Annotated in this window: 16 protein-coding genes and 1 pseudogene; 8 read left to right on the forward strand and 9 right to left on the reverse strand. The window is 60.2% G+C overall.

Annotated features, from left to right (window positions below):
- The first annotated feature begins 7 nt into the window (after positions 1-7).
- From H8S47_RS19140 to H8S47_RS09785, 3 genes are all read left to right on the forward strand, one after another.
- Complete coding sequence (locus H8S47_RS19140) at positions 8-457, forward strand: tyrosine-type recombinase/integrase (RefSeq protein WP_328805482.1); 450 nt, start codon at positions 8-10, stop codon at positions 455-457.
- Between the two features lie 21 nt (positions 458-478).
- On the forward strand, positions 479-1,162 hold the full coding sequence (locus H8S47_RS09780; protein WP_187503685.1) for a helix-turn-helix domain-containing protein: 684 nt from the start codon (positions 479-481) through the stop codon (positions 1,160-1,162).
- 1,024 nt (positions 1,163-2,186) lie between these two features.
- The gene (locus H8S47_RS09785) at positions 2,187-2,414 is read left to right on the forward strand and encodes a hypothetical protein (RefSeq protein ID WP_187503686.1); all 228 of its coding nucleotides are present in this window, start codon (positions 2,187-2,189) and stop codon (positions 2,412-2,414) included.
- Between the two features lie 286 nt (positions 2,415-2,700).
- Here H8S47_RS09785 and paoC read toward each other — a convergent pair whose 3' ends face one another.
- The 3 genes and pseudogenes from paoC to paoA form a co-directional block, all read right to left on the reverse strand.
- Positions 2,701-4,911 (reverse strand): aldehyde oxidoreductase molybdenum-binding subunit PaoC, encoded by a 2,211-nt coding sequence (paoC, locus tag H8S47_RS09790; protein WP_187503687.1) that lies wholly within the window; start codon positions 4,909-4,911, stop codon positions 2,701-2,703.
- Positions 4,908-5,858: an FAD binding domain-containing protein gene (locus H8S47_RS09795; protein WP_187503688.1), complete on the reverse strand. Its 951-nt coding sequence runs from the start codon at positions 5,856-5,858 to the stop codon at positions 4,908-4,910. The genes paoC and H8S47_RS09795 overlap by 4 nt, the downstream gene beginning before the upstream one ends.
- Positions 5,855-6,486: pseudogene (gene paoA, locus H8S47_RS09800) on the reverse strand (aldehyde dehydrogenase iron-sulfur subunit PaoA). The gene H8S47_RS09795 and the pseudogene paoA overlap by 4 nt, the downstream one beginning before the upstream one ends.
- A gap of 118 nt (positions 6,487-6,604) precedes the next feature.
- On the opposite strand from paoA, the gene H8S47_RS09805 reads away from it, so the two are divergent.
- The 3 genes from H8S47_RS09805 (at position 6,605) to H8S47_RS19260 (ending at position 9,132) form a co-directional block, all read left to right on the forward strand.
- Positions 6,605-7,510: a LysR family transcriptional regulator gene (locus H8S47_RS09805; RefSeq protein WP_187503689.1), complete on the forward strand. Its 906-nt coding sequence runs from the start codon at positions 6,605-6,607 to the stop codon at positions 7,508-7,510.
- 446 nt (positions 7,511-7,956) lie between these two features.
- The gene (locus H8S47_RS09810; RefSeq protein ID WP_187503690.1) at positions 7,957-8,460 is read left to right on the forward strand and encodes a Ros/MucR family transcriptional regulator; all 504 of its coding nucleotides are present in this window, start codon (positions 7,957-7,959) and stop codon (positions 8,458-8,460) included.
- 129 nt (positions 8,461-8,589) lie between these two features.
- The gene (locus tag H8S47_RS19260; protein ID WP_328805484.1) at positions 8,590-9,132 is read left to right on the forward strand and encodes a TraR/DksA C4-type zinc finger protein; all 543 of its coding nucleotides are present in this window, start codon (positions 8,590-8,592) and stop codon (positions 9,130-9,132) included.
- 484 nt (positions 9,133-9,616) lie between these two features.
- Here the strand turns inward: H8S47_RS19260 and H8S47_RS09820 are convergent, their stop codons facing one another.
- The 6 genes from H8S47_RS09820 to H8S47_RS09845 form a co-directional block, all read right to left on the reverse strand.
- Entirely contained in the window at positions 9,617-9,802 is a 186-nt protein-coding gene (locus H8S47_RS09820; RefSeq protein ID WP_187503691.1) for a hypothetical protein, read from the reverse strand.
- Positions 9,803-10,531: 729 nt separating this feature from the next.
- Positions 10,532-10,807 (reverse strand): hypothetical protein, encoded by a 276-nt coding sequence (locus H8S47_RS09825; RefSeq protein ID WP_235982751.1) that lies wholly within the window; start codon positions 10,805-10,807, stop codon positions 10,532-10,534.
- A gap of 673 nt (positions 10,808-11,480) precedes the next feature.
- The gene (locus H8S47_RS09830; protein ID WP_187503692.1) at positions 11,481-12,017 is read right to left on the reverse strand and encodes a J domain-containing protein; all 537 of its coding nucleotides are present in this window, start codon (positions 12,015-12,017) and stop codon (positions 11,481-11,483) included.
- Between the two features lie 413 nt (positions 12,018-12,430).
- Positions 12,431-12,802, reverse strand: coding sequence for a hypothetical protein (locus H8S47_RS09835; protein WP_187503693.1), 372 nt, complete (start codon positions 12,800-12,802; stop codon positions 12,431-12,433).
- Between the two features lie 149 nt (positions 12,803-12,951).
- Positions 12,952-15,003: a putative bifunctional diguanylate cyclase/phosphodiesterase gene (locus tag H8S47_RS09840; RefSeq protein WP_187503694.1), complete on the reverse strand. Its 2,052-nt coding sequence runs from the start codon at positions 15,001-15,003 to the stop codon at positions 12,952-12,954.
- Positions 15,004-15,679: 676 nt separating this feature from the next.
- Positions 15,680-16,117: a globin domain-containing protein gene (locus H8S47_RS09845; RefSeq protein WP_187503695.1), complete on the reverse strand. Its 438-nt coding sequence runs from the start codon at positions 16,115-16,117 to the stop codon at positions 15,680-15,682.
- A gap of 615 nt (positions 16,118-16,732) precedes the next feature.
- On the opposite strand from H8S47_RS09845, the gene H8S47_RS09850 reads away from it, so the two are divergent.
- Together H8S47_RS09850 and H8S47_RS09855 are read left to right on the forward strand one after the other, a co-directional pair.
- Complete coding sequence (locus tag H8S47_RS09850; RefSeq protein WP_187503696.1) at positions 16,733-19,567, forward strand: TonB-dependent receptor; 2,835 nt, start codon at positions 16,733-16,735, stop codon at positions 19,565-19,567.
- 116 nt (positions 19,568-19,683) lie between these two features.
- Entirely contained in the window at positions 19,684-20,688 is a 1,005-nt protein-coding gene (locus H8S47_RS09855) for a family 43 glycosylhydrolase (RefSeq protein ID WP_187503697.1), read from the forward strand.
- The last annotated feature ends 205 nt before the right edge of the window (positions 20,689-20,893 follow it).

Here is a 20,893-nt window from a genome sequence, read left to right on the forward strand (position 1 = left end):
GGACCGCATGAAACTGAAGGTCGCGCGCAAGCAGGACGACCGCTTCGACTTTCTGGTACCACTGTCCAGACAGGCGATGGATGTGCTCCGGGCAGCGCGTGCCTTCGCACCGCGCGGCCCGCTGGTTTTTACGAGCCAGCGCCACGCTCACAAGCCGATCAGCGAGAATGCGATCGGGTATTTCTACAATCGCTTGGCGGTCCGGGCCCGGCATGTGCCGCACGGCTGGCGGTCGACATTCTCGACCGTGATGAACGAGCGCACGCAGGCGCTCGACAGACCGGGCGATCGCGCGATCATCGATCTCATGCTCGCGCATATTCCAGATGGCGTCGAGGCGACCTACAACCGCGCTGCGTACCTGCCGCGTCGTATCGAGATCGCGCAGGAGTGGGCCGACCTCCTGCTCGATGGGTTTGCGCCAGCAGCGGAGCTACTCGAAGGACCGCGCCGCTAGGTGTTGCGAGGGAGCGATGGCATGATCGCGCGCTCGCTCCACGAGATCATTGCCGGCAAGGCCAGCCAGTACGGCAGCTCGCGTAACCGCATCCGGCGCGACAGCTTTCCCAAGGGCTCCTGCGAGGCCCGATTCTGGCGCCCGCTCAGCAAGCGTCAGATGGGACCGGCGATGATCGCGGCAGAAGGGTATGACCGGCAGCACAAGCAGCCTGGCAAGCGTAACGGACCACTAGGTCACGTTGGGCTAGAAGTCCTCCGCGCGCTGTATCGCATCGTGTGTCACCGGTCAGGCCGGCTTGAGCCGTCGATCGACTATCTCATGGGAAAGTTGCGGCGGTCGCGTGACGCTGTCGTGCGGGCGTTGAAAGCGCTCAAGGACCACGGCTTTCCGGATTGGATCCGCAGGACAGAACCGATTCCCGAGGCGGAAGGTGCCGGGCCCAGAATCCGCCAGATCAGCAACGCGTACCGACTCTGCATTCCGGCGTTTGCCCGCGTGATTGTGGAGCGTATCGTTGGTCCCGCGCCAATGCCTGCCGACAGGGTCCAACATCTTAAGCAAGCCCGCACCGAGCAGGCGGAGATGGTGGCTCAGCTGCCGTTACGCGAAGCGGTGGGCTTTCGTGTCCGGAACGATGCGCTGGCGGCTGCCCTCGCCCGACTTGCGGACGCGCTGGACGAGAATGTGCGCGAGTCCGCCTAGCGGCCTGAAACCAGCACCATTCATTTATAGAGAGGAAAGATCGCCGATCGACAACCGCGACAGGTTCTTCAAATGACCCGATGTTGGGGCATCGGCGGCGGGTCGCGTCCAGCGGTGCTCGGTCGTACTCTATGACGGTGCGGTCGGCACCGACCCGCGGCGATAGGAGGCGAGCCGTTTGGCGTGTTTGAACGTCCTCCATCGACTTGCTGCATGCGGTTTCGCTCAGGTGGCCGTTGGTGCACCGAGACGCACCGTCGATGCTGCCGTGATATGTGGCCAAAAGCGGCGGAATACCGTGGGACTGGCTGTTGCCTGTTAACGCACTGAAACCGACACGAAAAGCTTGCGGGCGAGGCGGGGGGAATAGCGCGTAATTCGGGCGCGCAGGATTGGGGGCGGGGAATTGGGCCTCCCGCTCCAGCGGGGTCAGAAGCGATCGAGGGGCGGCGGTATGGCTGATCGCGTGGATCGTTGGCTTGCCATCACGGGGGGCTGCTATCCGCATGGAGGTGCAGCAAACTGCATCCAGCTGGAGTGCTTAATGCCGCTATTTAAGGCTAGATTTCGGCGGGTCTGCAGCAGGCCAGCCACTGCATCCAAAGCCACCTAAAAAGCTCGCGGGCGAGGCGGGGGTTCTTGCACCGTATCTGGGTGCGCAACATGGAACCGACGAACTGGTGGTAAAAGCGGCTTGGCCGCTTTCGGGCGAGGTAGGGCGTAAGCGGAATGACCGCGAGGGCGGAGTAAACCAGCCGTTCCTGAATGTCACCGAATGGGACCCGTGGTGCCCTCAGGAGACCGATCGGAAGACGCCGCCCCTTCGACCTCAGCGGTTTTCGGTCCGGCTTGGATGGAGCCGGCGGGGTCGCATGGGACCCAAATGGACAGTGGGTTTCCGCGGAGCCCTGGGGTGCGGTTGGGGACTGTGAAGGCGAACTGCGGCCGGGGTCCCGGCTCGACCGACGGCGCTTGAACCGTCCTTAACCGCCGCTGGCTACGGCGCGAAGCGGGGAGATGCAGAATGTCATCACGTGCCAACTTCACGGGCCTTATTAGCTGCCTTACGCCGATCGTTCCCCTCGTGGCGTACTTTGCCTCCCAAGGTATTCCGCTTCGTCATTGGGGCGCGTTCTGGCCGCTCTATGCGATCTACGCCTCCTTTACCCCCGTGATGTTCGTAATGACCCGCGACGCCGAAGAGATGCGACCCTTGAAAGAAAAGAACGAAGGGGAAGGCATTGCCCGTTAAGGACCCTGCGCCTTTCACCATGGGCGGGGATCGAAGCCGTCAAACGAACGCCCTTGCGGAACCGCCCACGCCAACCGTGTCAGGGTCCCCCCGCAACTTAGCACCTGAATGAGGGGCCGATTTCGGGAACGTCGATCAACGCATTGGATGACCGCTATTGGGCGAACTGCCCCGCAGCGCGGGGTTGGAAAGACCCATAATCAGTCGCTAACGCCTTTTCCCTTGCTTCCCAACTTCAGCCACTCGTTCATCTTCGCCGTTCGAGCGCTCAGCAAAACCGCCCCCATCACGTCAGTGCTGGCAGCGCGTCGAGGTGCTTTTCGAGCGTGATCGGATATTCGCGCACGCGCACTCCGGTCGCGTTGTAGATCGCGTTGGCGACCGCAGGAGCGACCCCGGTCAGACCCAGCTCGCCGACACCCTTGGCCTTTACCGGCGAGATCGTCGGATCGACCTCGTCAATGAAGAAGGCGTCGAGATGCGGGATATCGGCGTGCACCGGCACCTCGTAGCCAGCGAGATCGTGGTTCACGAAGAAGCCGAAGCGCTTGTCGATCGCCATGTCTTCCATCAGCGCGGCGCCGACGCCCATGACCATCCCACCGATCACTTGGCTACGCGCAGTTTTGGCATTGAGGATTCGTCCCGCCGCGCAGACCGCGAGCATGCGCCGCACCCTGACCTCGCCGGTATAGGCGTCGACCGCGACTTCGGCGAAATGCGCTCCGAAAGTCTGCTGCTGGAACTGATCGGCGAGCTTGGCGAACTCCATCAGATCCTCGACCACGATCTCGCCATCCTTGGCCGCGTCGGCGAGCTTTACCGAACGGTTTCCGCTGCGCACTTGCCCGTCTGCGAAGTCGACTTCGGCAGTGTTGAAGCCGAGGCGCTGGGCCACGGTTTCGCGCAGCTTCATACACGCTGCGTAGACCCCGGCGGTCACCGATGGCGCGCCCTGCTGACCACCCGATCCCGGCGTTTCCGGGAAGGTGGAGTCGCCGAGCTTGACCACGATCCGGTCGGGGGTGACGCCCATCATCTCGGCCGCGGTCTGCTGAACGACCGTGTAGCTGCCGGTGCCAATGTCCGTCATGTCGGTCTCGATCGTCACGACACCTTGCCGATCGAGCCGCGCCCGCGCGCCGGCCTTGGCGATCTTGCCGCCACGGATCGCTCCTGCCATCCCGATACCGATCAGCCATTGCCCTTCGCGGACCGCGCCGGGCTTGCTCTGGCGCTTGTCCCAGCCGAAGCGTTCGGCGCCCTCCCGCAGGCAACGGACGAACGCTCGGGTCGAGAAAGGCTTGCTGGGATTTTCGGGGTCGACCTGCGTGTCGTTCACGACGCGAAGCTCGATCGGATCCATCTTCAGCTTTTCCGCCAGCTCGTCCATCGCGACCTCCAGTGCCATCAGGCCAGGTGCTTCGCCGGGCGCCCGCATCGCGTTACCCTCGGCGAAGTCGAGCGTGGCCAGCCGCATCCGGATCAGCCGGTTGGCACTTGCATACAGCGTCCGCGTCGAGGTGACGGTCGGCTCGGTTCGCCCACCGACGAGGTTGCCCGACAGGCTGTCGTGACCGATCGCAGTCAGCCGCCCGTCATGGCCCGCCCCCAGCTGCACACGCTGAACCGTCCTGGGCCGGTGGATCGTGGTGTTGAACATGATCGGACGTTGCAGCGCGACCTTCATCGGACGCTTGACCACGCGTGCCGCGATCGCCGCCAGCGCCAGATCGATCTGAACGGTCCCCTTTCCGCCGAAGCCGCCGCCGATGTAGGGCGAGATCAGGTGGACGTTCTGTTTGGGGATACCGAGTATCAGCCCGAGGTCGCGCGTTCCCCAGTTCATCTGCTGGATCGACGTCCAGCACGTCACGCGGTCGCCGTCCCACTTTGCGATCGAAGCGTGTGGCTCCATCATCGCATGTGCCTGGTCGGGTACGGTGTAGGTCTCGTCGACCTTGACCGGTGCCGCGGCGAAAGCCTTGACGAAATCGCCGACCTGCTTCTCGTTGGGGCCGCCAAACTCGCCTTCCGGCGGAACAGGCGCGCTGCCGTTCTGCGCGGCCAGATCGAAACGCCCCGCCGTCCGTTGATAGCCGACCCGCACCAGCGCCGCTGCCGCCCGAGCCTGTTCGAAGGTCTCCGCGACGACGACCGCGACCGGCTGATGGTAATGGTCCACCTCAGGCGCGGCGAGCATCTTCTGAACGTAGAACTTTCCGACCCCGGGCTTGCCGGCATTCAGATACGTAACGACCCCGACCACACCGGGCGCGCGTTCTGCATCGCGCGTATCGATCGACGTGATTCGACCCTTGGCGATCGCGGCACCAAGGATGTAGCCATAGGCGACACCGGGGGCGACGTTCTGCCATTCGTAAGCATAGGTCGCGGTGCCGGTGGTCTTCAGATGTCCTTCGTAGCGATCGAGTGGCTTTCCAAGTACCTTCATCCGGTCGGTCGGGTTGGCGCCTGCGGGTGTGTCGAAGATCATGCTTTCACCTCTGCAATGACCGCCGCGAGGGTGCGCGTCGCGAGTGGGATCTTGAATGCGTTATCGTCGGTCGGTCGTGCGTCGGCGAAGACCGCTTTCGCCATCTCGACCGCGCCGCGGGGCATCGCTGCCTCCGCAGCCTCCACGCGCCAAGGCCGATGGGCGACACCACCGAATGCTACGCGACCGCTCCCGTCGCGCTGGACGATGGCAGCGACCGAAACGAGGGCAAACGCGTAGGACGCGCGGTCCCGCACCTTGCGGTAGACATGCGCACCACCGATGGGGCGCGGCAAGGTGACCGCGGTGATGAGTTCGCCGTGATCAAGCACGTTATCACGCTCAGGCGTGCTACCCGGCAGCGTATGGAAGGTGCCGATCGGTATGGATCGTGTCTTCCCGTCCGCCTTCACCGTCTCGACTGTCGCATCGAGCACGCGCATCGCGACCGCCATGTCGCCCGGATAGGTCGCAATGCACGACTCGCTCGATCCGATGACGGCAAGCTGGCGCGAATAGCCACCAATCGCAGCGCAACCCGAACCGGGCTTGCGCTTGTTGCAGGGCTGGTTGGTGTCGTAGAAATACGGGCACCGCGTCCGCTGGAGCAGATTGCCAGCGGTCGTCGCCTTGTTCCGCAGCTGGCCCGAGGCGCCGGCAACGATCGCGCGGCTGAGCACGCCATAGTCGCGCCGCACCCGCTCGTCGCTCGCCAGCGCGGTGTTGCTGACGAACGCACCGATCCGCAGCGCGCCAGCGTCGGTCGGTTCGATCCGGTCGGGCTTGAGGTCCTGCACATCGACCAGATGGGTGGGCGTCTCGACCTCGAGCTTCATCAGATCGAGTAGGTTGGTACCGCCGGCCAGAAATCGCGCGTCAGGATTGCTAGCGACAATACGTGCCGCGTCCGCAGGCGTCCCTGCCCGCTCGTAGGTAAAGCTTTTCACGCGCGCGCTCCTGCGACGTCTGCCATCGCCTCAGCGATGTTGGAATAGGCACCGCAGCGGCAGATGTTGCCGCTCATCCACTCCCGCATTTCGGCGCCGGTAGGCTGCGGGGCCGCCATAAGATCGGCCTGCGCATGGCTGGGAATGCCTTGCTTAATTTCCTCGAGAACAGAGACGGCAGAGCAAATCTGCCCCGGGGTGCAGTAACCGCACTGGTATCCGTCCTGCTTCACGAAAGCGGCTTGCATCGGATGCAGGCGCTCGGGTGTGCCGAGCCCTTCGATAGTGGTTACGGCATCGCCCTCATGCTGGACGGCGAGGCTGAGACAGGCGTTAATACGCTCACCGTTGACGATGACCGTGCACGCTCCGCACTGCCCGTGGTCACAGCCTTTTTGGTGCCGGTGAGATGCAGATGTTCGCGCAGCGCATCGAGCAGGGTCGTACGCGGATCGAGCGTCAGCGCTTGGGCCGTTCCGTTCACGCTCATGGCGACCCTGTATGTCGGTAGGGATTGCGCGGGCGGCGCAGCGCCGGCCGTTTCGCTCACGATGGCGGATACTGCCGCAGTAGTGGCGGTGCTCATCAGCATCTCCCTTCGGGACAATTGAAAAGTCTCACTAGCCATCGGCGATCCTCCGTGGGCGCGCCAATGGGCGCCGGTCAGGACTATTAAACGCTTTCAACAAAAGTAGGTTACCCGTCAGCAGCTTGATGCGATACTGAATCTGGCTCAACATCAGGAGATGCTCGTTACCCGCACCAACCTTACCGACCTTGCCTATTTCCTGGCGATCGCGCGGCACCGCAATCTTCGTCGGGCGGGCCTCGAGCTTGGCGTGTCTGCCTCTGCGGTCAGCCATGCTCTTAAAAGTTTCGAAGAGCGCGCGGGTGTCCGACTGATCAACCGGACCAACCGATCCGTAACCTTGACGTCGGCTGGAAAGGCGCTGGAAGAATCGGTCTCCGGGTCATTTGCTGACATCGGCTCCGCGTTGGAGAACCTAGATCAGCTCCGCGCCTCTCCTGGCGGGAAAATCCGCATCAACGCCGTGGTCGATGCGGTAACGCTGGTGCTTGGTCCTGTGCTCGCCGAACTGTCTCGCCGTCACCCTGATATTGAGGTCGATCTGGTATCGAGCAATCGCATCGTCGATGTCGTTGGCGAGGGATTCGACGCAGGCGTTCGGTATGGCGGCACCGTCCCCGAGGACATGATCGCGCAGCGACTTTCAACTGACCTCCGATGGGTTGTCGCAGCTTCTCCCCGTTACCTCGAAGAACATGGCACACCAGCGCACCCAAACGAGCTGAGGCATCACCGGTGTCTTGGAGTGCGTCTTGGGGACGACAGTATCTACCGGTGGGAATTCGAGGGGCCTGACGGAGATTTCGATGTGCCTATAAAAAGCGCAATGACTGCCGACGATAGCCGATCAACGCTGGCAATGGCACTGAACGGCGCGGGGCTGACGTTCGGTCTTGAGCCCCTGTTCGCCAAGCATGTCGCAGACGGCACCCTGCGCCTTGTGCTAACCGAGTGGATAACGACCGGGCCGGGCTTCTACCTTTACTATTCCGGACGACGACAGTTACCCGCGGGTTTGCGCGCGCTGCTGACGATTGCAGGTGAACTAAAACCACTTGGCTGACGGGTCTGTTGAACATCAAGCATTCAAGCCGTCTTATAATTGGAATTGACCAACGAAAGACGACCCATACCCGGACATTCGAACACCCTGGCCCGCCTCCCGACTTCAGCCATTTGTTCATCTTGATTAGGGACCTCGGTCGGCGCCGCTAATTCGCTGACGGTCACGCTGAATGGGAGCGATCGCAGACGGTCGCTTACGGGAAGGCTGACGCCGATATGACTTCGACAAAGGCTTAGTGTCTCCGCGTTCCTGCGACGCGGAGATCGACAACCTAGTGCGCAAGTACGGGCGGGAGGCCAGACGGCCGCGACGTTTAGGCCCCATGAGGCACCCTGCGACCAGTTCGAAGAACCCCATCGCAACAAGTAGATGCCCTGACGCGGTCTTAGATTGCCAGATACCAATCCAGTACCTAAATGCGCCTTCAGAAATGGAGCCCTTTCATGTCCGACACCACCCTTGACCTAAACCCCGTAGAACTCGCCACAGAATTGACGATCGCTTGGTTAGCCAACCCTAACACGCGTACCAATGTTGACGACGTTCCGGCCTTCCTGAACAAAATGCACGAAACTGTTTCGGCGCTGGTTGACGGTAACGCGACGGCTGCCGAGCCCCACGCACCTGCTCAAGAATACACCCCAGCAGTGACGGCTCGTAAGTCGCTTGCCAGCCCCAATCACATCATCAGCATGATCGATGGCAAGCCGTACAAGACGCTACGTCGTCACCTCGCCACTAACGGCATGACTCCAGCGGAGTATCGCGAGCGTTATGGCCTGAAGGCTGATTACCCCATGGTCGCTCCTACCTATTCAGAGGCACGGCGCACTATGGCCAAGAGCATTGGCCTGGGTCGGAAGCCTGGCCAAACGAATGCAGCTAGGGCGGACGCCAAGCCCACTCCGGCTCCGCGCAAGCGCAAGGCCGAAGAACCAGCAGCTTGATAATCCACAGGCCTGGCTTCCTGGGAAACGGGGAGCCGGCCTGTGCCGAAAAGAGTGGCATAATCTCATTGGAGCGGTGTTCTAATACTGGCTGTTTAACCCAGGTACGGAGCGGCAGATGGCCGCCGGTTGGACGCGCGATGGCGCGGTTCAGGATCAGGTCGACGATCCAGTAGCAGACGCAGTGCTGGCCGCACGGCACGCATACCAAGCGGAACGAGTGAACCGTTCTGTACAATCTGCGGCGACGACATCCCCGAAGGACGGCGCCGTGCGGTGCCTAGAGTGCGCACCTGCTTAGCTTGCAGAGCGGGCGCGACCGTCCACTGGCCGCAACATTCAATCGGAGGGGTAGCAAGGATATTCAGCTGCGGCGGCGCCCCCCTCCCCGGTCGACGCGGATCCCGGTTGAGCAGACCCAGAACCAGACGTTTACGCCCCTTCCTTGGCTTCCCAACTTCGGACGCTGATTCATCTTTGCGAATAACCGATTTTCAAGCCCGGCTATCCGCTTGCGAAGTCGTGATGGGGGGAAGGATTGCAGACGATCCGCTTTGGGCGATGCAGACCTCGATAGCCGACACTGCGCGGCGTTGCGTCGTTGTCGAAAAGGATCGAATTTCGAGAAAGCTTGCGCTTAACGGCAGGTGGTTTCACTTCGCAGCCGGTTGAGTATATTTGCGCTTATGCAAAGCCAAATGACATACTGCAAATCCTGGTTTCGGGCCCGAAAGCAGCCTACGGAAATTTGGCCAGAGGAATATGCGCGGTCAGCACACCAAAATAAAAAACTCTATTGTGTTATAGTGGGTCCTGTAGATCGCCCATTTTGCTTTTTAGAAATAAATAAAGGTTTTGTGGGTGTCGGATTTCTTGACAGCCTGTCTCGAGAATATCTTTATTACGCTTTTAAGGAGGTCAGATTTGGGACGTTATTTCTTAGTATGACTACTTACCGGGATCATGACGGAGCTACTGATAAGGTTGAGAATGGTACAACCTATCTTTTTCAGGAAGACGGCATAGTCGAAATCGTAAAACAGTTTTTCAATCCGTTAGTGACTCAAAATTCGAGATCGTCTCACGACGTAGCAATGAACTACGATGTTTGGCCAGAATTTGGTCAGTACGATCATCTTATCAAATTAGATCGCGGTCAGTCGAAATTCATAAATCGATTAATGCCGTCACCGAGCACCGAACTAGCTTGTAGCACCAAAAGCCCCACGGCGTAGCCGGCGCGGATCCCGCGTACCCGTCGAGATCGATTTTTCGGCAATGACCGGGTCGGGAAGGAAAGCGGAACGACAGCTTTCGGGAACGTGCTGGCGATCGCCGACATTCTGTGGCGCCGCCTCCTTTTGCAGGAGGATCTATCGTTACATTCACACGCTCGGCGGCCTGCTACGATCGAACTCCATTTTGAAGGTTCCGACAGACCTCAAAACATAGGTGCAATGATGCCAGTCTTCCTGACGCTCTTTAAGCATGTCACGCCTTAGGGCGGATAGAGCATCATTGACAGATCGGTCCACGGTTCTCTCACCTTCCACCCCCTCAACAAGCTTACCGTTGCGCACGACATCGTAACGCCTCTGTATCCAATCGTCATGAACTTCTGCTACGATCCAAACTTCGGACACAGAAGTCGCTAGCATTGGGGCAATTGCGAGGGCGATACTCTCCAGCTGACGGCTACTTTCCATTGCTGCATTTACCTCCAATGCCAGACTATATCAGCACAATCGCTTTCGCGATCAACTTTTTCGTGCTCGCCCAATGGCCGTAACTGGACAGCTTTACCAATCCCGGGCGCCCCGATTGCAACTTATGTCTGGAAAGTGCGCCAAGATCGCAATGAACGAATGGCTACTCCCGGGGCCCCGAATTACTAGCCCAAGCTTCTGGGTGCGGGCGATCACCCCTGCCCTACGGCTTCCGGCCAGACACACTTGTGGACGGTCGGGGCCATTTTGCCGTTCCCCGAAACCTGCCGTTCGTTTATCACGTTTGAATGCTGTGATCGAACTCGAGTCTGGATTGAACGGTAGAGCCCGCGAAGGCGACCACTCTACAATCCAGCTTGGTCAATCATGGATGCAACCTCGACCGGCAATGCGGACTCTGACTTTGGCAGGAACCGGTTAAATGCAGTCTGCACTCGCTTGCGTGCGACCTGATATGCCTTGTGTCGGATCGCACGCGTCGCATTCGTCCGCCATGATGGGCTCTCACCAAGCAGCGCCTCCCACTTAGCCTCCTCTGCCTCCAGAATCGACAGTGCCAAGCGCAGTCCATCTCGCCGCCCGCGTGCGTAATCTTCGGACATCGCCAGCTTCTCCGTCATGCGCGCACCGTTGGTCTTGCACCCGATCGTTGGCAAGGCAGACCCCACTCGGGTGGCACGTCCGAGATCGAACCAAAGACCACTAATCGGACTCTTACGGCCTTTCCCTCACTTCTCAACTTCGAACACTGGTTCACCTTTGCGAGGGACCGATTATGAAGGCGGCTATCCGGTCGCGAATGTCGTGATGGGAAGGAAAGGGGACGCTATCGGCGTATTCGCGATCGGGCCTCGTTGAGGCTTTCTCGATTTGCGCCGCCTGCATAATTGTGATTGCCGATAGGATGGACTAGGCCGTGGCAGTCGGCTCGGGTTTCGCTCGGAACCGCTGGAGCCTATAGGTGCCGCATGACAAAATCATCTCGCGAAGCCAGTACATCGAAGAAGCCGCCTCTCAATGGTTGGCTTGGGATAGGCATCGTGCTTGTTACTATGACGATTTCGTTCTTCGTGGCTTACGCCTACCTGTTACCGTAAATCCCGCTCGATCAGCCAGCCGCGAACGTCTGCAATCGGGCGAATGCACCCTGCCCTACAGCTTCCGGCCAGACCCATAATCAGACGTCCCCGCCCCCTTCCCAGTTCCCCAACTTCGGCCGCTCGTTCATCTCCGCGTTACGACGGCTTTTGGCGCCTGACCCTGCGAACTTGAATGTCCCGACTGGGCGTTAGTTTAAGAAGCAGGCTGTCCAAGCCCGAGTTTTGTGCCCGATGAACTGCGGACGTCTTTTGCGGAGGGCTCACGCATGGGATTAGCGGCGACGCTACGTCGAGCCGCAGGTGCCAATCCGGATTCCTCATTCCACAGAACCAGGATTGTAGCGATCGGTGCGGCGGTGAGGATCAGCAGGAAAAGGCCCATCAGCCATTCGTTGGGCTGTAGCGGCTGCGAGAAGCTACCGCCGGGCTGCATCGACGGGCTAGGTCGCATCGGGCGCCTGCCGGCTTTCCTGGGGTGAAACGGGCGGTCCTCGGTCGCTCGGTGGGCAGACGGCCTGATCTGCGACCGATCATAGGCGGCACGTGCTTCCTTCTTTCCCAAAACGGAATACGCCTCGTTGATCTCTTTCGCACGAGCAGAGACATCCACACCATGGTTGGCATCGGGGTGATATTGACGGAGCAGCGCTTTCCACGCGGCGTGGATAGTGTCGCGACTTGCCGTCGAGGGAACACCTAAAACTGAATAATAGTCGGGTGGGACAGCCATTTAACCGTTACTTGCGGCTAAAACGCGAGAAAGGAAAGTCCGCCTGGCGCGTGATCTTAACCGGGCCTTCTCGGTGAGGCAAAGGGCGGCTTTAGGCGCCAACAGTCAGATGGCTACCATTCCCATCCACAACTCCGTGCGTCTGACGACACCACGCCGCCCCGCCCCGCCCCCGGCGCTGACCCAGAACCAGACGTTTACGCCCCTTCCTTGGCTTCCCAACTTCGGACGCTGATTCATCTTTGCGAATAACCGATTTTCAAGCCCGGCTATCCGCTCGCGAAGTCGTGATGGGAAGGATTGCGGACCGTCCGCTATTGGGAAGGCAGACGGCGTTAGCGGAAGTCCCTGACGCTACCGCCCTTTCCCAAAAAGGGACCGAATTTGGGAATGCATGTTTGAGGGGTAGAGATCTACCGCGTCGCCTTTCGATCGTAGTCGTCCGAAGCGAACGATTTCCAGCGTGAGAAACCGGGATCACTGAACGCCCGATCCGAGCACTTTTGACCTGCGGAAGATACTTCTCCCGGGTACTTTTTCATAGCTTCAACAACACCTTGTGCCTCATCAAGACGCTCTCGTTTTATCTTTGAGAAGTACCAGGTCTGAAGCACATAGAGTCCCTTTCTGGCGGTAGCATTGGCTCCAAGCTGGTCGGCGCCCCGCTCCAACGTCCGGATCACAACAGCGCAGTGTAGATCGTCGGAGGGATTGATCGCAGAAGCACTAGCAGACCCACAGCCCGCCAAAACGAGCAGCGTCGCCCCTAAATAAGCCTTGTTCATACCCGCTCCCGATCTATGACCGTCAAGATAGCAGGTGAACGGTAAAGGCTTGGTTGCCTGCATCGGGCAAGGTCGCGCTGAACGAACGGCCGGTTTCAGTAATTCGGTTTTTGGTTTGAACGTCCGCTCGTGGGCGAACGCAGCCTGCGCTACGGCTTCCTACCAGCCCCACTTGCACACGTCGCGTGTTGCCCAGTAGGAGCAACAGGTAAACAGTCTGCCGGCATTCCGATCAAAAACCCTTGAACCTGGTCACACCCCCATTGTCGCAAAATCGACAACTGTTCGTCGGTTTCAACCCCTTCGGCAACGATGATCAACCCCAGGCTTTTGCCGAGACCGATCGTCGCCTTGACGATCGATGATGACGAAGCATGGCTGTCCATCGTGGCAACGAAGCTCCGATCGATTTTGATCTTATCGAAAGTGAACTCCTTAAGATTGCTTAGCGACGAATGCCCTGTTCCGAAGTCGTCCATCACGACCTTGGCACCGTAATCGCGCAACGTCTTGAGCGTGGCGAGAACGTTGTCGCGCTGAAATCCCAGAAGGGTCGCGCTTTCCGTCACTTCGAGCTCCAATCGGTCAAAAGCGACGCCCCAATGCCTTGAGAGATCGCGTATTTCGGTCGCAAGGCTCACGGAGCGAAACTGTATCGGCGACAGGTTGATCGCCAGTGATACCCGGGGATCCCAGGTCGATGCAGCACGAAGTGCCTGATCGATCATCCATGAACCGATAGTCCCGATGAGTCCGCTGGACTCCGCGATGGGTACGAAGACGTCGGGTGGTATTTCGCCCCGGCGGGGATGCAGCCAGCGAAGCAGCGCCTCGTACGCGACAATCTCCAGCGAGACCGTGTCCGCAATCGGCTGGAACACCAGACGAAGTTCATTCGCCGAGATAGCATTTTCCAAGTCCCGAGCGAGCTGCACGCGCTGGCTCTCCTCGTCCTTCAAATGCTTGTCGTAGATCCGCGCCGTATTCCTGCCGTCGGCCTTGGCGCGGTAGAGCGCGAGGTCCGCGCGTTCGTGAAGCTCCTCTCCTGCCTGACCCGGTTCCGAAAGGGCCACTCCGACGCTCATCTTGATGGCGACGCCCTCGTCCGACGGTGCCGACGCCATCTTGAAGATGCGCGAAATCAGTGCTTCCGCCGCCACGGGCTGTGAGCGCGCTACCTGAATGATGGCGAATTCGTCACCACCGATGCGCGCGACCAGGTCATCGCCACGGACGCACGAGGACAGGAGCTGTGCCGTGCGTTTGAGGACGCGATCTCCACCCGCATGACCCAGTCGATCGTTGATCGCCTTGAACGCGTCCAGATCGACGGCAAACACCGCTACGATGTCACCTGTCCGCCCGCTGCGAGCGAGTTCATGGGCGAGGCGGTTCTCGAACAGCAGGCGGTTCGCCAAGCCAGTCAGCATATCGTGGTTGGCAAGGAACTCGGCGCGGCGTTCGGCGGCCCGGCGGCTCTCCACAGCGTTGCGGTATTCGTACAGTCCCCGGGCCAGGTCGCCGAGCTCGTCGGCCCGCTCCATTCCGGGAACCTCTCCGTCGCTTGCACCCACTTTGAATTCGCGCAGTCGCGCAGCCATGACCGTTATCGGTGATACTAGTCTGCGACGAAGCCAGATGGCCATGCCGAATACCATCGCTACGATTACGAGGCCCCCGAGTAACACCGAGACGATGTCCCGACGGCTCTCCCGCCTATTCTGGTCCGCCGCCTTCCATATTGCCGAGGTGAGTGCCCAGCGCGCCTGACTACGGCTCGTCTCCAAGGCCGTTAGCGAGCCCAGGAAGCGAGGCATGGCGGACTTGATGCCGGAGGGTCTTAACCGGCTCGTTTCAATCAACTGGTCCGAAGCCTTGGCAAAAGCAGCTGCCGCTTGCTGCACCTCCTTAATCGGAGCGGATCTCACTTCGGATCTGCCATCAGGTGACTGGGCTGTTTGCGACGAACGCCGTTTGAAGTCCGCGATCCGCTCGCGAAGGTCTATCCAACCCGCGTTGGATACCTTCACGCCGCGTTCGGCGTCGCGGGTCAGGCGGCCAATGTCCTGACGCAACCGACGTTGTGCCTGATCCAGCCGATCCTCGTGGCCGAGCGCCTCGCTAAGCCGCGTAATCCGCAGATCCGCCTGATGGATTTTATTGCTGACCGAAAGGCCGATTGCCAACAGCGCCAGTGCCATCACGATGACCGACGTGCAGGCTATGGATACGCGTGCTGATATCGATAGTCTCACAGGCTACTCCCAGAACCCTGATTGACGCCAAAGCGTTACGTTGTGGTTATGGGAAGTGCCCAGCGCGGTAATTCTTAAAACGAGCTATGCTCAGAATACGCCCAGTGCGACACCCGCCCATATGAGCATGACGATAATCGAGGATACGCCAATCACGGATGCACGCCTTCGCATTTGATGAACCAGCAAAAGTCTAGTTCAAAAACTATACCAAGGGGCGATAAGCCGCGCCGCGGCCGCTACACAATCGGTTTGGTCCCAACGCATTTCGTCCGTAATTCACATCGCCACGAGGGGCGATATAAGGACCACAGCGAAATTTCCGCATACAGGCCAAACGCCTCGTACCCCGCGAGCCGACCGTATCTGGCGAAATGAATGTCATCGGCAGCTTCATCAAAAATCTATCTCGAGTTGCAGCCGTTCGATCTACTCTCTTTTCGTTCCCTATTGCTTTGTACGACAAGCCTCGTCTTATATCGCTTGAAAGTGACGACGTTCATTATAGTCGTCCGTCGATACTACAGCGTACCGCTGTCAGTGGCCCGTATTGCCTGAACATCGGCAACGCTCGTTCCGCTCCATGAATCCAATTATCATTCTTGCGAGCGGTGAGACGGTATCATTCCAAAGGTTTGTGTCCCGGGTCGCAATACGCATCCGCAATCATGGCGCCCGCAGTTTCTCTGTAGACGGCCTCCCACGCCTGACGGATATCAGGGGTAAAACCGATGCCTAGGATTTCCTCGAATGTGTCGATCAATACTTTTCCAACTGCCGCGTATTGATACGCGCGGACGCCGTATTTGACGTGCCTTTTGGCCAAATCCGATAATGTTGGGCGTAGGCTATCGAGATTTGCAACATTCTGAACGAGAACGTCCATCGTTTTAGCAAATATAACGATCTGGTGTGTCATATCGTCGGGAAAGAGCGCTCGGGCAAAGGGGTGATCCAGGAGCAATCGATGATAGAAAAGTTCGGAATACGAGCGAGGAGATCGTGCGATTAGCGCATAGCTTTGGGTCACGAGCTGGACTTGTTCCATCGTAAGAGACATTCCACACTCCTACCAATGCCCCCATCTGCTTCGCGACTTACCATAGCAGGTGCATGATATGATTACCGTTTCTAGCCATGAGGCAAGCGGAATCCGATCTGGCCGTTCGAATACCGTAAACCGTCTAATCCTAGGGTCAGGTCGCAGCAACGAGGGGGCGGGCCTGTGCGTATCGATCAACTTTAGCCTGCCCCGAGTTCGGCAGAGCCTATCGAAATACCGACTGAGCTGCTGGATAGCGTGCATCGCTCTGCGCGATGGACACCCGCCCAAGACATTTAGCCCGGCGGGCGTCGCCATACTCGGCAACTTCGCCAGCATCTTTTCCGACGAGTTCGAACCAAGGCAGATCTTCGGCGCAAAATTGCCATCGCCCACGGGCGTTCCTCTCCCGTCCGACGGTTTCGCCGCTCGGCATATCGACGATACGCAGTTGTCTCACCGCGGTGCTTTTTCCGCATCCGCGGCAACGGATAGCGGGCCAAGCCTCGGATCAACAAGACCCCACAAAGAATCCACCGTTCTTGTCCTACAAAAGGATTGATCGCGCGGATTGATCGTTTTAGCGTGACGCCAAGTCGCATGGAAAACCAGCGACACTAAGGGGAGAGAGACATGAACGCGAAAGCACGCCTTTGCGCATCCGTGGCCGCCGTGGCGATCGCCACGGCGGCACCGGCAACCGCACAGACTTCCAGCACCACTCAGGTCAAAGCCGGCGGCCAGGATCTGCCCAAGCCGACGACGGCGTCGGACCAGAATGCCAACCCCGCCGCACCACAGCCGTCGGTCCAGGAAAGCCCAACCGAGGGCGGTGACGAGATCGTCGTGACCGGCCTTCGTCGCAGCCTCCAGTCGGCGCAGGCGATCAAGCGCAATTCGGACGGCATCGTCGATGCGATCGTCGCCGAGGACATCGGCAAGCTGCCGGACACGTTCGCGTCGTCCGCGCTCGCGCGGGTGTCGGGCGTGCAGGTGACGCGGGGCGGCGGCGAGTCGGCGGGTGTCACGGTGCGCGGGCTGCCAGATCTCAGCACGACCTATAACGGCCGCGAGATCTTCACCGCCGAAGGCCGCTTCGTCCAGATCCAGGACTTCCCTGCCGGCACGGTCGCCGCGCTTGAAGTCTACAAATCGGGCACCGCCAACCTGATCGAGGGCGGCATCGGCGGCCAGGTCAACGTTCGCGGCCGTCGGCCATTCGATTTCAACGGCTTCGAACTGTCGGGGTCGTTGAACGGCGTGAACTGGCAGCAATCGGGCAAGATGTCGTGGAACGGCAACCTGCTCGTCAGCGATCGGTGGGACACCGGGATCGGCGAGATGGGCCTGCTCGTCAACGCCTCCTATGTCGGCATCAATTTCCTCGACGCCACGCGCGAGCAGTCGCTGGTGGTAAGCACGACCAATTCCGCGAATACACCGGATACCGCCGGCGGAATCCGCTATCCGGACGCACAATCGCTCTTTCTCGGTTACGGTCGACGCTGGCGGCCATCGGCCAACGCGGCGTTCCAATGGAAGCCGACGCCCGAACTCGAAATCTATGTCGACGGCCTATACCAGGGCTATCGCGGACGCGACTCTAACCGGTTCATGTTCGTCCCGATCTTCGGCGGTGCCGACTTCCAGCTGACGAACCTGACCACGCGTCCCGGCAACGCGAACGTGGCGCAAAGCGCGACCGTGACGGGCGCCAATGCGCCCGACGGATATTATGGGTCGGCCAACGGCACGACCAACACCTATCAGGCGGGTGGCGGCGCGATCTGGAAGCGTGACAATCTGCAGATCTCGGGCGACGTCGCCTATACCGACAGCAGCTACACGTTCGACCTGATCAACATCGACTACACGTTCCGCAGTTCGCCGGTGCGCAACGTCGTGTTCGAAGCCCCCGGTACCGATGGCGGCCCGACGCTGAACCTGGTCGACTTCAACCTGACCGACCCGGCCAATTACCTCAGCCGCGGCTTCTTCCAGGAATATACCAAGGTCGGCGGTAAAGACATCCAGTCGCGCGTCGACGTCCAGTACGATTTCGGCGACGGGCTGTTGAAGCGGTTGCAGTTCGGCCTCCGCTACAATGATCGCGACGCCAACCGCGATCGCGGTGCGCCGTACATCTTCAACTTGCCCGCGCAACTGCCGATCACCGCGCTGCCGGTCAGCACGGAATCCACGCTAGCCGGGTTCGGCTATAACAACACCTTCCCCATCCGCACCTTCACCGCGATCCCGTCGAGCAGCATCCGCGATAATCTCGTCGCCCTGCGCAGCTTCTACGGGGCGCCGGCAGGACGACCGGAATTCAACCCGTCGGAGAATTTCCGCGCGAACGAGAAGGCGCTGGCCGCCTATGCCCAGGTCAAATACGGCTTCGATATCGGCAGCGTCGTCGTTGACGGCGTCGTAGGCTTGCGTGCGATCCGCACGAAGAACCGCATCAGCGGCTTCCTACGCGACGAACAGACGCCGGGAAATTTCGTCATAACGCCCGTCACCGCGAAGAACGAATACACCGACTACCTGCCCAACGTCAGCGCACGTGTCGCCGCTACCGATGAGTTGCAGCTCCGACTCGCGTATACGCAGACCCGGACCCGGCCGAACTTCTTCGACCTCAATCCTGCGCTGACCGTCGGATCGCCGCCGACGATCGATCCGAACAATCCGCCGAACTCGAACGACCCCAACAGCAACGCGCGTACTATCACGGCCGGCAACCCGAACCTGTCGCCGCTGACGTCGAACAATTACGACGCGAGCCTCGAATGGTATTTTTCGCGGAGCGGTTCGCTGACCGGCGCGATCTTCCGTCGCGATGCGCAGGGCTTCATCTCGAACACGACCGTCTTCACCACCGACCCCACTTATGGCCGCGTACGTTTCACGCAGCCCGAAAACACCGGCGCGACGCGGTTCCAGGGTGTCGAAGTCGGCTTTACGAGCTTCCTCGACATCGACGGCCTCCCCAATTGGGCAAAGGGCTTCGGCCTCCAGGCCAATGGGACCTATGTCGACTCCAAGGGCGATCTCGCCTCGACGCTCGCGACGTCGCCCAACGTCGCCGGCCAACAGCAGCGGTTCAACGGCGTATCGAAATGGACCTATAATCTGGTCGGACTATACGAGCGCCCGTTCTTCTCGGCGCGGGTCGCGTATAATTACCGCTCGGACTTCGTGCAATATTACAGCCAGGAGCCGCTCGACGTTGACGTCAACGGCGCGCAACGCACAGGCGGGGTCATCGAGAAAGCGCGCGGACAGCTCGATCTGTCGGCAACGGTCACGCCAGTGCCGAGCGTCACGCTGGCATTCGACATCGTCAACGTGCTGGGCAATCCGATCCGGCGCTATCGTGAGTTTAACGACGCCGGCGACCAGTTCGCACGCCAGATCTTCTACCTCGAACGCACCTATTCGCTCGGCGTACGGTTTCGGTTCTGACCTGACACGGCGATCACAGGAGATATACTCATGCAGCGTACGGATGTCAGACGGATGGGCGTAAGGACCTTGGCTTTCAAGGCGGTCTTCGCGCTCAATTATGGGCGGCCAGCGCAATGACGTGGCGTTGGGAACCATGGATCGCGAGCGCGATCGGGGTCGCACTGGTTACGGCGGCAGCGGCGACCGCGCGCAACCCGGTGTTCCAAGGTGCCGACCCGCACGCGATGATGATCGACGACGAGATGTGGATCTTTCCTACCGGCGGTCCGGGTGGAAGCTGGGCCGCGGACCGGTTCGGTGCGTTCTCGTCGCGTGATCTCCGGACCTGGACCAGCCGTGGCGTGATCCTGCGCCGCGATCAGATCCGTTGGATCGGCGACGACGGCGCAAAGGCGCATTTCCTGTGGGCGCCGGGCGTCGCGACACGCGACGGCAAATGGTATCTCTATTATTCGGTCGGGCCGCAGAACCCGACCCCGAGCCGGATCGGCGTCGCCGTCGCGGACGCACCGCAGGGCCCATACCGCGACAGCGGCCGGCCTTTGGTGACCGGCGGGCGACAGGCGAACGGCCAGTTCGAGGCGATCGATCCGATGGCCTTCGTCGATCCGCGTTCCGGCAAGGCCTATCTCTACGCCGGCGGCAGCGCGGGCGCCAGGCTGCGGGTCTGGGAACTCGGTCGCGACATGGTCAGTCTCGCACGGGAAGTCCCGGTCGACCAGCCTCCCAACTTCACCGAGGGCGCGTTCATGCACGAGCGCGACGGCGTCTATTACCTCTCGTACAGCCACGGCCATTGGGACCGGCCGGATTACTCGGTTCATTATGCAACGGCCCGCTCGCCGATCGGTCCGTGGCGCTATCGGGGGGAGATTCTCAAAAGCGACGCATCGCATCAGGGACCCGGCCACCACAGCTTCGTCCGAACGCCGGCAGGCGATTGGCTCATCATATATCACCGTTGGGATCAGCGATCCGGTACCGGACCGTTGAAGGGCGAGCGCCAGGTGGCAATCGACCGTGTTCGCTATGGCACCGACGGATCTATAGCACCTATCGCAATGACTGACGGCGATGACGCGCCGATGCTGCCCCGCATTGGGAGACGGCGCGAATAAAACGGTACAGTTAATACCCTCCGTATGAATAATTGTTTATTTTCGAACAAGCGGTTAACCGGTAGCGGCGACATTCGAGCTCGGCCGACACAAAACGAAAGGCGGCTAACCACGCCGAACGGCCCGAACGTGGCTAGGCCGCTTCCCACCAATAGGAACAGCAGCAGATCGGCCACCGGCGGCATGTCGATGCGGTCGCATAACG

The sequence above is a fragment of the Sphingomonas albertensis genome (assembly GCF_014358075.1).
Taxonomy (GTDB): Bacteria; Pseudomonadota; Alphaproteobacteria; order Sphingomonadales; family Sphingomonadaceae; genus Sphingomonas; species Sphingomonas albertensis.

Coding starts and splice junctions, on each gene's coding strand:
- H8S47_RS19140 (WP_328805482.1), top strand. CDS start 8: ATGAAACTGAAGGTCGCGCGCAAGCAGGACGACCGCTTCGACTTTCTG.
- H8S47_RS09780 (WP_187503685.1), top strand. CDS start 479: ATGATCGCGCGCTCGCTCCACGAGATCATTGCCGGCAAGGCCAGCCAG.
- H8S47_RS09785 (WP_187503686.1), top strand. CDS start 2,187: ATGTCATCACGTGCCAACTTCACGGGCCTTATTAGCTGCCTTACGCCG.
- paoC (WP_187503687.1), bottom strand. CDS start 4,911: ATGATCTTCGACACACCCGCAGGCGCCAACCCGACCGACCGGATGAAG.
- H8S47_RS09805 (WP_187503689.1), top strand. CDS start 6,605: ATGCTCGTTACCCGCACCAACCTTACCGACCTTGCCTATTTCCTGGCG.
- H8S47_RS09810 (WP_187503690.1), top strand. CDS start 7,957: ATGTCCGACACCACCCTTGACCTAAACCCCGTAGAACTCGCCACAGAA.
- H8S47_RS09820 (WP_187503691.1), bottom strand. CDS start 9,802: ATGTCGGCGATCGCCAGCACGTTCCCGAAAGCTGTCGTTCCGCTTTCC.
- H8S47_RS09825 (WP_235982751.1), bottom strand. CDS start 10,807: ATGACGGAGAAGCTGGCGATGTCCGAAGATTACGCACGCGGGCGGCGA.
- H8S47_RS09830 (WP_187503692.1), bottom strand. CDS start 12,017: ATGGCTGTCCCACCCGACTATTATTCAGTTTTAGGTGTTCCCTCGACG.
- H8S47_RS09835 (WP_187503693.1), bottom strand. CDS start 12,802: ATGAACAAGGCTTATTTAGGGGCGACGCTGCTCGTTTTGGCGGGCTGT.
- H8S47_RS09840 (WP_187503694.1), bottom strand. CDS start 15,003: ATGGCACTGGCGCTGTTGGCAATCGGCCTTTCGGTCAGCAATAAAATC.
- H8S47_RS09845 (WP_187503695.1), bottom strand. CDS start 16,117: ATGTCTCTTACGATGGAACAAGTCCAGCTCGTGACCCAAAGCTATGCG.
- H8S47_RS09850 (WP_187503696.1), top strand. CDS start 16,733: ATGAACGCGAAAGCACGCCTTTGCGCATCCGTGGCCGCCGTGGCGATC.
- H8S47_RS09855 (WP_187503697.1), top strand. CDS start 19,684: ATGACGTGGCGTTGGGAACCATGGATCGCGAGCGCGATCGGGGTCGCA.